The organism is Vreelandella zhanjiangensis DSM 21076 (assembly GCF_000377665.1).
In the GTDB taxonomy this organism is placed as follows: domain Bacteria; phylum Pseudomonadota; class Gammaproteobacteria; order Pseudomonadales; family Halomonadaceae; genus Vreelandella; species Vreelandella zhanjiangensis.
Genome location: NZ_KB898647.1, coordinates 507607 through 522283, shown reverse-complemented (window position 1 = coordinate 522283; position 14677 = coordinate 507607). Strand labels below are relative to the sequence as shown.

12 protein-coding genes and 2 tRNA genes are annotated in these 14677 nt (G+C 56.1%); 10 read left to right on the top strand and 4 right to left on the bottom strand.

The annotated features are described in order from the left end of the window. Positions 1-3: 3 nt before the first annotated feature. The 3 genes from prmC to hemA are packed head-to-tail and all read right to left on the bottom strand — an operon-like array spanning position 4 to position 3247. Positions 4-852: a peptide chain release factor N(5)-glutamine methyltransferase gene (prmC, locus tag D467_RS0106635; RefSeq protein ID WP_018916722.1), complete on the bottom strand. Its 849-nt coding sequence runs from the start codon at positions 850-852 to the stop codon at positions 4-6. Then, positions 852-1940 carry a peptide chain release factor 1 gene (prfA, locus tag D467_RS0106630; protein ID WP_018916721.1) on the bottom strand — a complete coding sequence of 363 codons (1089 nt, stop codon included), beginning with the start codon at positions 1938-1940 and terminating at the stop codon, positions 852-854. Before prfA ends, prmC begins: the two co-directional genes overlap by 1 nt. After that, on the bottom strand, positions 1937-3247 hold the full coding sequence (gene hemA / locus D467_RS0106625; RefSeq protein ID WP_018916720.1) for a glutamyl-tRNA reductase: 1311 nt from the start codon (positions 3245-3247) through the stop codon (positions 1937-1939). Before hemA ends, prfA begins: the two co-directional genes overlap by 4 nt. 244 nt (positions 3248-3491) lie before the next feature. Between hemA and D467_RS0106620 the strand changes: the two genes are divergently transcribed. The 9 genes from D467_RS0106620 (at position 3492) to D467_RS0106580 (ending at position 10919) form a co-directional block, all read left to right on the top strand. Next, positions 3492-5285: a tetratricopeptide repeat protein gene (locus D467_RS0106620; protein WP_018916719.1), complete on the top strand. Its 1794-nt coding sequence runs from the start codon at positions 3492-3494 to the stop codon at positions 5283-5285. Between the two features lie 134 nt (positions 5286-5419). Continuing rightward, positions 5420-6058 carry a lipoprotein insertase outer membrane protein LolB gene (lolB, locus tag D467_RS0106615; RefSeq protein ID WP_018916718.1) on the top strand — a complete coding sequence of 213 codons (639 nt, stop codon included), beginning with the start codon at positions 5420-5422 and terminating at the stop codon, positions 6056-6058. A gap of 65 nt (positions 6059-6123) precedes the next feature. Then, positions 6124-6975: a 4-(cytidine 5'-diphospho)-2-C-methyl-D-erythritol kinase gene (gene ispE, locus D467_RS0106610; protein ID WP_018916717.1), complete on the top strand. Its 852-nt coding sequence runs from the start codon at positions 6124-6126 to the stop codon at positions 6973-6975. A gap of 30 nt (positions 6976-7005) precedes the next feature. Next, positions 7006-7080: transfer RNA gene (locus tag D467_RS0106605), tRNA-Gln, on the top strand. A 57-nt stretch (positions 7081-7137) separates the two neighbouring features. Beyond that, the gene (locus D467_RS0106600) at positions 7138-8079 is read left to right on the top strand and encodes a ribose-phosphate pyrophosphokinase (RefSeq protein WP_018916716.1); all 942 of its coding nucleotides are present in this window, start codon (positions 7138-7140) and stop codon (positions 8077-8079) included. Between the two features lie 96 nt (positions 8080-8175). Further along, the gene (locus tag D467_RS0106595; RefSeq protein ID WP_018916715.1) at positions 8176-8811 is read left to right on the top strand and encodes a 50S ribosomal protein L25/general stress protein Ctc; all 636 of its coding nucleotides are present in this window, start codon (positions 8176-8178) and stop codon (positions 8809-8811) included. 211 nt (positions 8812-9022) lie between these two features. Further along, on the top strand, positions 9023-9604 hold the full coding sequence (gene pth / locus D467_RS0106590) for an aminoacyl-tRNA hydrolase (RefSeq protein WP_018916714.1): 582 nt from the start codon (positions 9023-9025) through the stop codon (positions 9602-9604). A gap of 82 nt (positions 9605-9686) precedes the next feature. After that, positions 9687-10778 carry a redox-regulated ATPase YchF gene (gene ychF, locus D467_RS0106585; RefSeq protein ID WP_018916713.1) on the top strand — a complete coding sequence of 364 codons (1092 nt, stop codon included), beginning with the start codon at positions 9687-9689 and terminating at the stop codon, positions 10776-10778. A 64-nt stretch (positions 10779-10842) separates the two neighbouring features. Beyond that, positions 10843-10919: transfer RNA gene (locus D467_RS0106580), tRNA-Met, on the top strand. 88 nt (positions 10920-11007) lie between these two features. On the opposite strand, the gene D467_RS0106575 is transcribed toward D467_RS0106580, so the two are convergent. Beyond that, positions 11008-12312: a M18 family aminopeptidase gene (locus D467_RS0106575; protein WP_018916712.1), complete on the bottom strand. Its 1305-nt coding sequence runs from the start codon at positions 12310-12312 to the stop codon at positions 11008-11010. A gap of 138 nt (positions 12313-12450) precedes the next feature. Between D467_RS0106575 and D467_RS0106570 the strand changes: the two genes are divergently transcribed. Beyond that, positions 12451-14541, top strand: a complete 2091-nt coding sequence (locus D467_RS0106570) for a carboxy terminal-processing peptidase (RefSeq protein WP_018916711.1) — start codon at positions 12451-12453, stop codon at positions 14539-14541. Positions 14542-14677: the final 136 nt, after the last annotated feature.

Below are 14677 nucleotides of genomic sequence, written 5' to 3'. Positions count from 1 at the left end.
GAGTTAAATCCTTCCCAGCGTAATCCGTTCGTGCCCACCCAGGTCGCGCACACTTTCAACGTTTTGATAGCCCGCCCGGCTAAGCGCTATGCGCACCTCGGCCGCCTGGCGGTAGCCATGCTCCAATAATAGCCAGCCCGAGGGAGCCAAATACTGTGGCGCCGTGGCTATTAAATGCGCCAGATCCGCCAAGCCATCGGCATCGGCCACTAAAGCACTCATCGGCTCAAAGCGCACATCGCCAAGGCGCAGGTGCGGGTCATCAGCCGCGATATAAGGTGGATTACTGACAATCAGGTCAAACCGCTCAGCGGGCTCGCCAATTCGCTCAAAAACGCTAAACCAATCGCTCTGAATAAATTGCGCGTTGACGATATTCAACTGCGCAGCGTTCGTTTGAGCCAGAGCGACGGCCTCAGGGCGAAGATCGACGCCCACCACCTGCCACTCTGGCTGTTCACTCGCAAAGGCAAGCGCAATGGCGCCGGTACCGGTGCCTAAGTCCAGCAGCCGCCCGGTTTTCGAGGTGACGCGGTTGAGCGCCGCTTCTACCAGCGTTTCCGTATCTGGCCGGGGGATTAGCGTATCGGGCGAGGTCGCCAACCGCAGCCCCCAAAACTCGCGCTCACCGGTTAGGTAAGCCACCGGTTGGCCCTGAGCACGCGCGGCCACCAAGGCATCAAAGCGCGCATGCTCCCAGAGTGGGCAGTCACGGTCGCCCCAGGTATAAAGCCATGTGCGGTCACGCGCGATGACATGCCCAAGCAGCACTTCGGCATCCAGACGAGGGGATGTCGACCCGGCGGCTTTCAAGCGTACGGCCGCTGCCTGCAATAGCGCATCAAAGGTCATTACGCGTCCTGAAGCGCCGAAAGCTGTTCAGCTTGGTATTCATGAATCAACGGCTCGATGACGTCATCCAACTGCTCGCCGCTAACCACTTCATTGAGCTTATAAAGCGTCAGGTTGATGCGGTGATCGGTAATCCGCCCTTGCGGGAAGTTATAGGTACGGATACGTTCGCTGCGGTCTCCCGAGCCCACCAGCGAGCGGCGGGCATCAGCCTGCTCCTGGCGCTGGGTGTCCACGGCATTGCGTTTCAGCTTGGCAGCCAGCAGCGACATGGCTTTCGCACGGTTTTTATGCTGGCTACGTTCTTCCTGACACTCAACCACAACGCCGGTGGGTAGGTGCGTAATCCGGATGGCCGAATCGGTGGTGTTAACGTGCTGACCACCGGCACCGCTTGAGCGGTAGGTATCAACGCGCAGCTCCGATGATTTGATATCGATATCGCTGACGTCATCGACTTCAGGCATCACCGCCACCGTGCACGCCGAGGTATGAATACGCCCCTGAGACTCTGTCGCCGGTACGCGCTGCACCCGATGCGCACCCGACTCAAACTTCAGACGCGCGTAAACGCTATCGCCCTTCACACGGGAGATAACCTCTTTATAGCCGCCATGCTCGCCGTGGTTAGCGCTGACGATTTCCACGCGCCAGCCGCGCTTTTCAGCGTAGCGGGAATACATACGAAATAAGTCACCGGCAAAAATAGCCGCTTCATCGCCTCCAGTGCCTGCGCGTACTTCCAAAAACACGCCGCGGCCGTCGTCAGGGTCTTTAGGCACTAACAAGCGTTTTAGCTCAGCGTCCAGCATCTCGAGCTGCTCGCGGCCTTCGCTAATTTCCATTTCAGCCAGTTCGCGCATGTCAGGATCATCATCCCGACTTAACTGCTCCGCCGCCTCAATATCGTTTTCTACACTGCGATAGCGCTGCCAGGCCGCCACAAGCTCTTCAAGCTCAGCGTACTCACGTGAATAATCGCGAAAGCGCTGCTGATTATTAATGACCTCAGGTTCAGATAGCAGCATCGCCAGCTCTTCAAAACGTTCAGTAAAGCTGTCGAGGCGTTGGCGCAAGGTATCTTTCATGCGGGCGTATTATCCTTCTGACGGTTAGCCTTGGGCGCGGTTTTTTCAAAGGCAGGTTTTACAGGCAATAGCAGGCGTGGCGCGGCGTCTAGCAGTTCATGGTGCTCTTGTGAAGCCGCATCGCGTATTGCCTGGGTAGGCTCGTGCATTAAACGGTTGGCCAATTGATGAGCCAGGCGCTCAATCACTTTAGCCGGGTCTTCGCCACGTGCCAGACGCTCTAGCGCCTGATCACGCGATTGATCACGCAGGTTTTCGCCGTGCTGGCGGTAGTCACGAATCAGTTCACCACCGTTGCGAATGCGTTTTTCATGCTGCCAGCTACCGACGCCGTGCTCAATCAGCGACTCTGCCTGATCAGCAGCGACCTGGCGATAGCGCATGTTCTCTTCGATGACCTCTTCCAGATCATCGACCGTATAGAGAAACACATCAGCAAGCTCGCCCACTTCGGACTCGATATCGCGCGGTACGGCGATATCCACCATAAAAACAGGGCGGTGGCGACGCTTCTTGAGTGCGCTTTCCACCATCCCCTTGCCCAGAATCGGCAGTGGCGATGCGGTGGAAGAAATAACGATGTCGGCCTCTTCCAGCGCGGCCGGAATTTCAGGCAGCGTAATCGCCTTACCGCCCAGTTTGGCGGAAACCAGCTCGGCACGCTCGCGCGTCCGGTTAGCCACGGTGAGCTCTCGCACGCCGGCTTCGTGTAAATGGCGAGCTACCAGCTCGATAGTTTCGCCTGCGCCGATCAATAGCGCCCGGGCACGGCTGAAGTCATCAAAAATCCGGCTGGCCATACTTACCGCGGCATAGGCTATAGATACCGGATTTTTGCCGATCCCGGTTTCCGTGCGCACCTGTTTGGCAACAGCAAACGTGTGCTGAAAAAGTCGCTCAAGCTCGCCGCCCAATCCTTGCATTTGACGGGCCTGCTGATAAGCGTCTTTCAACTGGCCGAGTATTTGCGGCTCGCCTAGCACCATGGAATCAAGCCCAACGGCCACACGCATCAAGTGGCGTGCGGCATCATTGTCCAGATAGTGGTATGCACAGCGTGTCAGCTCATCAATACTTAAATTGTGAAAGCGGCTCAGCCATTCAAGAACAGCTCGCTCGCCGGCAGCATCCGTTACACAATAGAGTTCCGTGCGGTTGCACGTTGAGAGCACTGCGGCTTCACTAATTTGTGGCAAGCCACGCAGTTGCTCCAGCGCGTTTTGTAACTGCGCCGGTGTAAAGGCTACCTGCTCGCGTACATCCACGCTGGCAGTACGATGATTGATTCCCAGGGCAAGAAGCGTCATGCGGTATGCGTCTTCGCTAGTGGTTCGGTCGTCACGTCGCTATCGGTCTTGAAGTTTCGGTGTTTTACGTCTTACGCTGGCTAACGTAAGTCTTGGCAGCGGCTCTGAATACTCAATTGCGCTTACCTGCCTGCCTTTCAAGGCCAACTATTCTATCACAGCACACTAACATCTGGCGCACACCACTTTGCCGCAGCCAGTCAAGCCGCTATGCTGAGCATTCGGCCACTTAAATGAGAGACGCATGCCCCTTCGCTCACTAATATCGGGTTCGCCCCTGCTGCCCCTGGCCGCCACCGTGGTACTTCTGAGCGGCTGCCAGTCATCGTCCATTTTCCAAGGTGGCTCGCCGAGCCTGTTTGCAGACGATCCTATGCGCTCGGCGCCGCCCATTACGCGTGGACTGGATGCTGAGGGGTTACGCACCCTGCTCGCTGCGGAGCTTGCGGGCCAGCGTGGTGATTACCGCTACGCCAGCCAAGGCTATTTACAAGCATCCCAGCGCTACGGCGTGCCGGCATTGGCAGAGCGGGCGGCGTTTGCGGCGCGTTTTGGCGAGGATGTGGCGCTAATGGAGGCGTCTGCCCTGCGCTGGCGTGAACTGGCACCCCAGGCTGAAACGCCCAACCGGCTGCTAGCGTCGATCTCTCTACAGCGGGGTGACTGGCTAGATAGCCTGGAGCAGCGCCTGGCGATTACCCAAGGCGGGGGCAATGGCGAGCTAACCGCCTTTGCCGAGTTGGCCGTGACTGAAAGTAGCGCTAACAGCAATACTGCTCCGCTGAGCTTGCTGGCGGAGCTATTGCGCGAGCATCTCGCCCAGCCAGGCGCCGAGCAGCTTGAATATCATAGCGATGCTTTACTGGCCACTGCCCTGCTTGAGGCAGCATTGGGCAATACCCGCCAAGCGCAAGCACACCTGGACGACGTTGCCCAACGTGAGCCGGAATCTGCCGCGCTGTGGCTTGCCCAGGCGCGCCTGGCACTTGAAGTGGATGATGTGCAAACCGCCAGACGAGCTGCTCAAAAGGGCCTCAGTATTGCTCCTGACGAAGTGCGCTTTATCTTATTGCTGGCCCAGGCTGAAATTCGTTTAAACAATATTGCCGCGGCAGAAGTTCAGACCAATGCGCTGCTTGAAAGCCATGGCGGCAATCAGGAGTTACGTCTGGCGCTTGCCCAGCTCTATCTGGAAGAAGGCCACAGCGAACCCGCGTATCGACTACTGCAGCCGCTTATTGGTCAGGATAACGTTCCCAACTTTGCCTATTACTTGCTGGGTGGCATCGCCCAGTCGCAAGGCGATATTGATAACGCCCTACTTTACTATCGCCAGGTAAGCGAAGGCAGCGAGTTCTTACCCGCCCGGGCTACCGCCGCTAAAATGCTCATTGAAGATAACCGGCTGATCGACGCGCGGGCTTTTTTACGCATCGAGCGCATGCGTTATGAAAATTATTTTGGCGACCTGGTGGCACTTGAGGTTCAACTGCTTGATGAAATGAATCAGCAGGAAGAAGCCTCGGCACTGCTTGATCGTGAGTTAACCCGCACACCGGACGATATCAACCTGCTTTATTTGCGGGCGATGCGGTCCTGGGAAACCGGCAATCTTGCGGGCATGGAGCAGGATCTCCGTAAGCTGTTACGCATTGATCCCAATAACGCCAATGCGTTAAATGCCCTGGGCTATACCCTGGCGGACCTTAACCTGCCCGGCCGCCTCGAAGAGGCCCGCATGCTGATCGAGCGCGCCTACGAAGTAGCTCCGAACAACCCAGCCGTACTCGACAGTATGGGCTGGGTGCATTTTCGGCTTGGCAAACCCGACGAAGCGCTTGCCTGGTTAGAAAGCGCCTACCAGCAAATGCCCGACCAGGAAATTGCCGCGCATCTGGCTGAAGTCTTACACGCCCTAGAGCGCAGCGATGAAGCCCGCGATGTAATCAGCCGCATTATGCAAAGAACCTCTCAGCACCCGCTGATTGATGACTTACTTGAGCGCCACCCTGAACTAACGCCTGTAGGCGCGCCCTAAAGCGGGCGCGCCTTTTTACGATCCTGCTTGAAATATTGTTTGAAGAACTGTTGTTTCAAGAACTGCTGTTTCAAGAACTCTTGCTTTAATACGCTTATTCAGCATCACCTCAACACATTGACATGGAGCCAGTTATGTTGACCACAATGCCCACCTTCAAGCGCCTTACCGTTGCCGCGCACGTTTCACGGCTATGGATTGCAAGCCTGGCCCTGCTGCTGCTCGCTGGTTGCGCCGCCCAAGCCCCCATGGAAGAAGGTGGCCGTCAGGCAGGCCAGTGGGAGCGCCAACAAGCGGATGTAGAAGCTTTTGACACCTGGACACTGATTGGCAAAGCGGGCCTTCGCACACCGCAAGAGAGCCAGAGCGCCAATCTGGACTGGAGCCAGCACCCGCACTATTTCCGCATGCTAATTAGTGGCCCCTTCGGCGGCGGACGCAGCGTGCTGGAAGGCCGCGAAGGCCGCTTCTCACTCACCACCGGTGAAGGCCGCTTTGAAGCAGAAACGCCCGAAGCGCTGATGGAAGAACAGCTTGGCTGGTCATTGCCGGTTAGCGCTATGCCCGACTGGGTGCGCGGTCTGCCGGGTGATCACGCAAGCTTTCAGCTGGAAACCGATGAGCTGGGCTTCCCGCTTCATTTAGAGCAGGACGGCTGGGAAATCGACTACCGCGACTGGAACGAAGTTGAAGGCATGTGGCTACCGCGTCGCCTGGTCATGAACTATGACGATGTGCGCATTACCCTGGTGGTTAACGAGTGGCGCTCTTAAGCCTTCTATGTTTATCGCATTTAGCCCAAGTAGCGATTAGCCCAAGTCACCGTGAGCGAGCTTGAATGTCTGTTTCCTTAACACTGCCAGCCCCTGCGAAGCTCAACCGCATGCTGCATATCGTGGGCCGTCGTGATGACGGCTATCACGAGCTTCAAACACTGTTTCAAATAATCGATGTATGCGATCAGCTCACACTAACCCTGCGTGAAGATAGCGAGGTTTCGCTGACCACGCCGGTCAGTGGCGTGGCTCACGAGGATAATTTAATCGTACGCGCTGCCCGCCTGCTGCAATGCTCAAGCGGTACCCCTCATGGGGTAAACCTGACGATTGAAAAGCAGCTCCCCATGGGGGGCGGGCTTGGCGGGGGCAGCTCTAACGCGGCAACCGTCCTGCTTGGCTTGAATAAGCTGTGGCAGTTGGGGCTAACGCGGGAGGCATTAGCCAAGCTGGGGCTGCAGCTTGGTGCGGATGTACCGGTCTTCATTCATGGACACAGCGCCTGGGCGGAGGGTATTGGGGAGAAACTCACGCAGGTCACTATCGACACTCCCTGGTTTGTAATTATCCATCCGCAGGTTAGCGTCTCAACGCCCCTGATCTTCCAAGACCCGGAATTGACACGCGACAGCCGCCCCATTACTATGGCGCGCGCACTGCAGGGGGGAGTGCCTGAGTGGCGTAACGACTGTGAGGCTATTGTTCGAAAACGCTATCCGCCTATCGCGGAAGCGCTTGACTGGCTCGCACAGTATGCACCTAGTCGGCTGACCGGTACTGGCGCCTGTTTATTCGCCGCTTTTGAGTCTGAAGAAGCAGCGCAAACAATCGCTGAATTGGCAGGTCAACGCTGGCCGACGTGGGTCGCACGCGGACTTAACACCTCTCCCCTACAAGATGCTCTGGGCTGCTGAAAGCGCCCGGTCATCGCATTAGGTTATTGCTGGGGTATCGCCAAGTGGTAAGGCACCGGTTTTTGGTATCGGCATTCCCAGGTTCGAATCCTGGTACCCCAGCCAACCTGACATGATCTGCGTTTTCTCCCCTGATTCCAAACACTGCAAAGGTGGCTGCGCGTGTCAAAATTGATGGTTTTCACCGGGAATGCCAATCCCGAACTCGCTCAAAAGATTGCCGAGAGCTTAGACAGCCGCATGGGTAATGCCACGGTTGGTCAATTTAGCGACGGCGAAATCGCAGTCGAGATCAATGAGAACGTGCGCGGTAAGGACGTGTTTATCCTCCAGTCCACCTGTGCACCGACGAATGACAACCTGATGGAGCTGATCCTGATGGTCGACGCACTGCGTCGTGCCTCGGCGGCTCGCATCACGGCGGTGGTGCCTTACTTCGGCTATGCCCGCCAGGATCGTCGCGTTCGCTCCGCCCGCGTACCTATTTCCGCTAAAGTGGTTGCGGATATGATGGTAAAAGCCGGCGTTGACCGCGTGATGACCATGGACCTGCATGCCGATCAAATCCAGGGCTTCTTCGACGTACCGGTAGACAACGTCTACGGCTCGCCGATTCTTCTGGATGATATCGAACGCCAAAACTATGCAGACCTGGTCGTGGTATCCCCCGACGTAGGCGGCGTAGTACGTGCTCGCGCCATCGCCAAACAGCTTAATGCTGACCTTGCGATTATCGATAAGCGTCGCCCGCAGGCCAACCAGGCCCAGGTAATGCATATTATCGGTGAAATCGAAGGCCGCACCTGTGTCGTTGTCGACGATATGATCGACACCGCCGGCACGCTGTGCAAAGCCGGTGAAGCACTTAAAGATCATGGCGCTGCACGCGTTGTGGCCTATGCTACACATCCGATCTTGTCCGGCCCAGCCGTTGACAACATCACCAACTCTGTACTGGATGAAGTTGTCGTGACCGACACTATTCCGCTTGCCGACCATGCGCGTCGCAGTGGAAAAATTCGCCAGTTGAGCGTTGCCGGCCTGATTGCGGAAGCTATCCGCCGGGTTAGCAACGAAGAATCTGTCAGCGCGATGTTCCACTAACCGCCTGACGATATAGCCCCCTTCTGGGGCCTTGGAAACGTCGTCGTCTGGTCGCGGTCGGCGGCGTTTCCTTACTTAAACCAAGAGGCAAATTACATGTCTGATTTTATCCTGAAAGCCAGCGTTCGTAACGACCTGGGGAAAGGTGCGAGCCGCCGCCTGCGTCGTGCGAACCAACAAGTACCGGCCGTTATTTACGGCGGTGAAAAAGGCGCGCAATCAATCTCTGTAGAAAAAACAGCTTTCTACAAAGCAATTGAAGACGAATCCTTCTTCTCCTCAGTAATCAAGCTGGTTATCGATGGTAAAGAAGAGCAGGTAGTGGTACGTGATCTTCAGCGTCACCCCTACAAACCGCTTCTGACTCACGCTGACTTCCTGCGTGTTGACGCTACTCATGAAATCACCATGAACGTACCGCTTCACGTGACTGGCGAAGAAAAATGTGTGGGCATCAAAGACCAGGGCGGCGAACTGCACGTACTGGCCAACGAAGTTGCCATCAGCTGCTTGCCGAAAGACCTGCCTGACTACCTGGAAGTTGATATTTCAGCGGTTGAGCTGGGCACTACTCTGCACCTGTCCGATCTGACCCTGCCGAAAGGCGTCACTTCCGTTGACCTGTCTCACGGTGAAGATCACGACAACGCCGTGCTGAGCATCACTAAAGTAAAAGTACGTAGTGAAGAAGAAGACGAAGGTGAAGGCGAAGAAGGTACCAGCGCTGAATAAGCCTGATATCAGTACGCAAAGCCATAACGGCTAACACGTACTTTGCTTGGGCCATGCCTGCATGGCCCAAGAATGATAGATCAAGCGCTTCGGCGCTTGATTTTTTTTGCGGCTTGCCTTCCTGGCAACCGCCCTTCGAGCCGCTTTTGATGCGACGCCAAAAATTTCTACCGGAAACTTTTTTTGAGGTAGGTAATTTGGAGGTAGGTAAATGAGCCAGGTAACGGCCCTGATAGGCCTAGGCAATCCCGGCGCCGAGTATGACGCCACCCGCCATAATGCGGGCTTTTGGCTGATTGACGCTATCGCGCGCAGCGCCCACACCGAACTACGCCCGGAAAAGAAATTCCTTGGCCTTTATGCCAAGGCACGCATTGGCGACCATGAGCTTCATCTGCTCAACCCGACCACATTTATGAACCGCAGCGGTGCCGCGGTAGCAGCGCTTACCCAGTTTTTTAAACTTGCCCCTGAAAACCTGCTGGTCGCTCACGATGAGCTCGACCTCCCTCCGGGGCAAGGACGTTATAAAACAGGCGGAGGCCACGGCGGCCACAACGGCTTGCGCGATATCATCAGCGCACTGGGCAACCAAAAGCAGTTTCATCGCATCCGTATCGGCATCGGCCACCCCGGTGAGGCGCGCCAGGTTACCAACTATGTACTTGGCCGTCCCGGCAAAGCCGAACAGGAAGCGATCGACCGCACCCTTGACGAATGCCAGGCCACGCTCCCTCTTGTACTGGAAGGCGAATGGGCGAAAGCCATGAACCGCCTGCATAGCGTAAAATAGTTAACACTGATCTTTTTTCACTTTAGGCAGGCGCTGGATAAGGCATTTAGGCGGCGTTTGCTTAGCGGCTAGGAATGAATTTATGGGCTTTAACTGCGGTATCGTCGGCCTACCCAACGTAGGCAAATCCACGCTTTTCAATGCGCTGACCAAATCAGGTATTGATGCCGAAAACTTCCCTTTCTGCACCATCGAGCCCAACGTGGGCATCGTCCCCATGCCTGACCCGCGCCTGGACAAGCTATCCGCCATTGTAAAACCCCAGAAAATACTGCCTACGACCATGGAATTCGTGGATATCGCAGGCTTGGTAGCGGGTGCTTCCAAAGGTGAAGGGCTGGGCAACAAGTTCCTGGCCAACATCCGTGAAACCCAGGCGATTGCCCACGTGGTGCGCTGCTTTGATAACGACAACGTTATTCACGTAGCCAACCAGGTTGATCCGCGTGCGGATATCGAAACGATCAATCTTGAGCTGGCACTTGCCGATCTGGATACCGTTGAGAAAGCCAGCCAGCGCCTGCTACGCTCAGTGAAAGGCGGCGACAAAGATGCCATCGCCACCAAAACCATTCTGGATAAAATCGAGCCACACCTGGCCGAAGGCATGCCGCTTAGAAGCTTTGGCCTGGATGAAGACGAAAAACGCCAGGTGAAAAGCTTTGGCTTTTTGACCTTAAAACCCACCATGTACATCGCCAACGTCAATGAAGACGGTTTCGAAAACAATCCCTACCTGGAGATTGTCAGAGAAATCGCCGCTGAAGAAGGCGCAGTCGTGGTACCCGTCTGCAACCAGCTTGAAGCGGAAATCGCTGAGCTTGAAGACGAAGAACGCGCCATGTTCCTCGGTGAAATGGGTATGGATGAACCCGGCCTGGACCGCGTGATTCGTGCAGGCTATGCCCTGCTCGGCCTGCAGACCTACTTCACTGCAGGTGTAAAAGAAGTCCGCGCCTGGACCGTCAAGCAAGGCGCAACAGCACCCGAAGCCGCTGGCGCTATCCACACCGACTTCCAGAAAGGCTTTATTCGTGCAGAAGTCATCGCCTATGACGACTTTGTCTCACTGGGTGGCGAGCAAGGCGCGAAAGACGCGGGCAAATGGCGCCTGGAAGGCAAAGAGTACATCGTCAAAGATGGCGATGTGGTGCACTTCCGGTTTAACGTGTAAGCGCTTTCCGCAATAAGTTCTTGACGGATGGCGCTTCGCTGAGTAACATACGCCCCCGTTGAAAGGCTACGTAGCTCAGCTGGTTAGAGCACATCACTCATAATGATGGGGTCCCCTGTTCAAATCAGGGCGTAGCCACCAACACCGATTTAAGCTAGCAATAGCTAAAAGCCCGCTGATTCGTCAGCGGGCTTTTTTTATGCTCAGTGCCAAGCCCAATAGCTAGGCATCAGCTCAGCATTGGCCGATTTAAAAACACTGTTAGCGCCCGAGTAAGATACTCCACATCGCGCGTCCCAGCCGTCTCGCGGATAGAGTGCATTGCCCACTGCGGCACGCCGATATCCAGCGTAGGCACGCCCACTTCTGTGGCGGTAATCGGGCCTATGGTGCTGCCACAGCCCATATCCGCACGGGTTACAAACGACTGAACCGGCACATCCGCCTCGCGGCACACATCGCGAAATAGCGCACCGGTCACGCTATTGGTCGCATAACGCTGACTGGCATTTACCTTGATAACCGGGCCGCCATTCAATGCTGGGCCGTGGCGCTCGTCGTGCTTATCCTTAAAGTTGGGATGCAGGCCATGAGCGTTGTCACAGGAGATCATCAGCGACGACTGAATCAGCTGAATCAGCGACTCCTCGGACCCGCCACCTACCTGTCCATTGATACGCTTGAGCACATCGCTCAAGAAAGGCCCCTGCGCGCCACAGGCGCTAGCGCTACCCACCTCTTCATGATCATTGGCTACTAGCAGCGCCCCTTGACTGCCGTCGCTTTCAAGCAGGGCTTCCAGGCCCATAAAGCACGAAAGCAGATTATCCAGACGTGCGCTGGCAATTAGCTCCTGTTTGACCCCGACAAGCGAAGGTGGCTGCACGTCATAAAAACCCAGCTCGAAATCCACCACTTCGACCGCACGCACACCGTGCTGCTCTTCAAGCCATACGGCCAGTAGATCTGAAAGCTTGGCACTATCGCTTTGTAGCAACACCGGCGCCATCTGCGTTTGCGGGTTAATCGCCCGGCCCGTATTCACCTCACGGTCCATATGGATCGCTAAACTCGGTACCATGGCGACCGGGCGATCAACATTGAGCAGCAGGCTTTCCAGTTGGCCGTCAGCATGACGCACGTGCACTCGCCCAGCCAAGCCTAAATCACGGTCAAACCAGGGTGCCAGCAATACCCCGCCATACACCTGCACGCCCAGCTGCAACCAGCCAGCCGAGTGCTGTGTCGCGTTAGGCTTTAAGCGCAGCCCCGGGCTATCGGTATGCGCGCCCAGCATGCGGAGGCTTTTCAGCGCATCGCTGGGCAATTGAAAGGCTATAATCGAGGAATCATTGCGCGTAACGTAGTAGCGCTTCCCAGGCGTAAGCTGCCAGTTAGCCGTTTCCTTCAAGCGCTGAAAACCCGCTTTCTCTAAACGCTCGGCCATTGTCTTCGTAGCATGCCACGGCGTGGGCGACTGGCGCAGAAAATCACATAACCGCGTTAAACGATCGGCGTTGAAAGCTTCGGACATGGAAATCCTCATAACAGTAATGATTGAGTCTCATAGAGCAGACGACCTGCTACAATGCTCCCCTGGCCTACGCAACTCATAGGTCACCTGCGGGTCTAGGGAAGAATGAGTGTACACAAATCCGGGAGAGCTTGACTGATGAGCTTGTTTGCAACGCTTTCGCGCTCGGTCGCCCTTGCCGTCATGCTGGTTGTTACCAGCCCGGCAGTAATGGCACAAATTGCACCGACCGACGAACAACGCCAAGCGGCAGAAGAAATTGCGGACGCGCTCCGCTACGGCCACTACGCGAATATTACGTTTGATGAGCAGTGGTCACAGGAAGCTTTTCAACGCTACCTGGACTTTCTTGATGGCCAGCGGGCTTATCTATTAAGCCGTGATATTGAACCCTACCGTCATTTAGAAAACACCATGGCCGAGGCGCTGTTTAGCGGCGACCTGGACGACGCCTTCGAGCTTTACAATCAGCTCAGCGAGCGCCATATAGCGCGCACTGAGTGGCTGCTGGCACGCCTTGATGCTGGACTGTCGTTTGATTTCGATAGCGACGAGCGCCTTGAAATCGACCGTGAAGATGCTGCCTGGGCGACTCGCGAAAGCGAGCTGGACGAGCTTTGGCGTAAGCGTCTGAAAAACGACGCGCTAACGCTGGCGCTCACCGATCAGGATGAAGAACAGATAGTAGACAATCTGCGCCAACGCTATGAAGGCCAGCTGTCACGCCTGAAACAAACAGAATCCGAAGATGTGTTTGGCCTGTTAATGGCTGCCGTCACCAGCACTATTGACCCGCATACCGGCTACCTTTCCCCCCGCCAGAGCGAGTCTTTTGACATTCAGATGAGCCTGTCGCTTGAAGGCATCGGCGCGCTTTTACAGGCTGACGGTGAATACGTCAAAGTGGCAAGCCTGGTACCCGGAGGCCCGGCTGATCGCGCTGACGTTCTGGAGCCCGCCGATCGCATTATTGCCGTTGGCCAGGAAGACGGCGAAATGGTTAATGTAGTGGGCATGCGCCTGGATAACGTGGTTGACCTGATACGTGGCCCTAAAGGCTCAGTGGTACGCTTAGACATAGTACCCGCCCAGGCCGTTGATATGACCCGCTCACATATCGTCGAAATTACCCGCGATACGGTAAGCCTTGAAGACCAGGCGGCTCATGGCGAAGTAATCGACATTGAGCGTGATGGCGAACCTCACCCGGTCGGGGTAATCAATATCCCCACTTTCTACGTTGATTTTGATGCCTGGCAGGCAGGTGAAGAAGAGTACCGCAGCACCACGCGTGACGTAGCCCGTGAAATTGAGCGCCTGAAAGAAGAAGGCGTTGAAGGTATCGTGCTGGACCTCCGCAATAACGGCGGCGGCGCTCTACAGGAAGCCAACTCGCTTATCGGCCTGTTTATTGACCGCGGCCCCACCGTCCAGGTGCGTGATGCTCAAGGCCGTATTCAGCTTTACGGCGACACGGATGCAGGCACCACTTACGATGGCCCGCTGACCGTTTTGGTGAACCGTCTCTCTGCCTCTGCTTCGGAAATTTTCGCAGGAGCCATTCAGGATTACGGTCGCGGCCTAGTGGTTGGCTCCTCAACCTTTGGCAAAGGCACCGTTCAAACCTTGAACGACCTAAGCCATGGGCAAATAAAGCTGACCCGCGCCAAGTTTTATCGTATTTCCGGCGAGAGTACGCAAAATCGCGGGGTTGATCCGGATATCAGCTTCCCAAGCCTGATCGACCCGGAACGCATTGGTGAAAGCAGCCTGGATAACGCCCTGGGCTGGGATACGGTTCAGAATGTTCAGTATCGTCGCTACGGTACGCCGGAAACCTTTATCGATGCATTGGCGGCTGAACATACGGCGCGCGCCAAAACGAACCCCAACTTCCGTTATCTTGAAAGCCAGTCTGCGCTAGCTCGCCAGCTGCGCGAACAGCACACGACAGTCAGCCTGAACCGCGAGCAGCGCCAGCGCGAGCTAGAAGCACAGGAAGCCGAGCAGCTCTCGCTTGAAAACCAGCGTCGCCGGGCACTGAATCTTCCTGAGCTTGACGAATGGATGGACGCACGCCTGGACAGCGGCGAGCCCGAGGAAGGCGCTGAGGCGGACGAGAACGAAGATGAGGATATGCCGGTTGATCGCGCACCGGTGCTAGAAGCGGCAGAAATCCTGCTCGACTACGCTCATATGCAAAAATCTCAGCGGATGGCCGCGCGCTAAGCGCCAAGCTTCCGCCCTGCAACGCCGGCCTTGAAGGTCGGCGTTTTTTTTATAACGCAGCATTTTACCAACCGCCAGACACACGAAATAACCCAAAATGCGCTAGGCATTGGGCATTCAAGTAGTAGTAAAGAGA

Excerpts from the sequence above, each read along its gene's own strand:
- lolB (WP_018916718.1), top strand. The coding sequence starts at position 5,420 with ATGTTGACCACAATGCCCACCTTCAAGCGCCTTACCGTTGCCGCGCAC.
- D467_RS0106570 (WP_018916711.1), top strand. The coding sequence starts at position 12,451 with ATGAGCTTGTTTGCAACGCTTTCGCGCTCGGTCGCCCTTGCCGTCATG.
- prfA (WP_018916721.1), bottom strand. The coding sequence starts at position 1,940 with ATGAAAGATACCTTGCGCCAACGCCTCGACAGCTTTACTGAACGTTTT.
- pth (WP_018916714.1), top strand. The coding sequence starts at position 9,023 with ATGAGCCAGGTAACGGCCCTGATAGGCCTAGGCAATCCCGGCGCCGAG.
- ispE (WP_018916717.1), top strand. The coding sequence starts at position 6,124 with ATGTCTGTTTCCTTAACACTGCCAGCCCCTGCGAAGCTCAACCGCATG.
- prmC (WP_018916722.1), bottom strand. The coding sequence starts at position 852 with ATGACCTTTGATGCGCTATTGCAGGCAGCGGCCGTACGCTTGAAAGCC.
- D467_RS0106595 (WP_018916715.1), top strand. The coding sequence starts at position 8,176 with ATGTCTGATTTTATCCTGAAAGCCAGCGTTCGTAACGACCTGGGGAAA.
- ychF (WP_018916713.1), top strand. The coding sequence starts at position 9,687 with ATGGGCTTTAACTGCGGTATCGTCGGCCTACCCAACGTAGGCAAATCC.
- hemA (WP_018916720.1), bottom strand. The coding sequence starts at position 3,247 with ATGACGCTTCTTGCCCTGGGAATCAATCATCGTACTGCCAGCGTGGAT.
- D467_RS0106620 (WP_018916719.1), top strand. The coding sequence starts at position 3,492 with ATGCCCCTTCGCTCACTAATATCGGGTTCGCCCCTGCTGCCCCTGGCC.
- D467_RS0106575 (WP_018916712.1), bottom strand. The coding sequence starts at position 12,312 with ATGTCCGAAGCTTTCAACGCCGATCGTTTAACGCGGTTATGTGATTTT.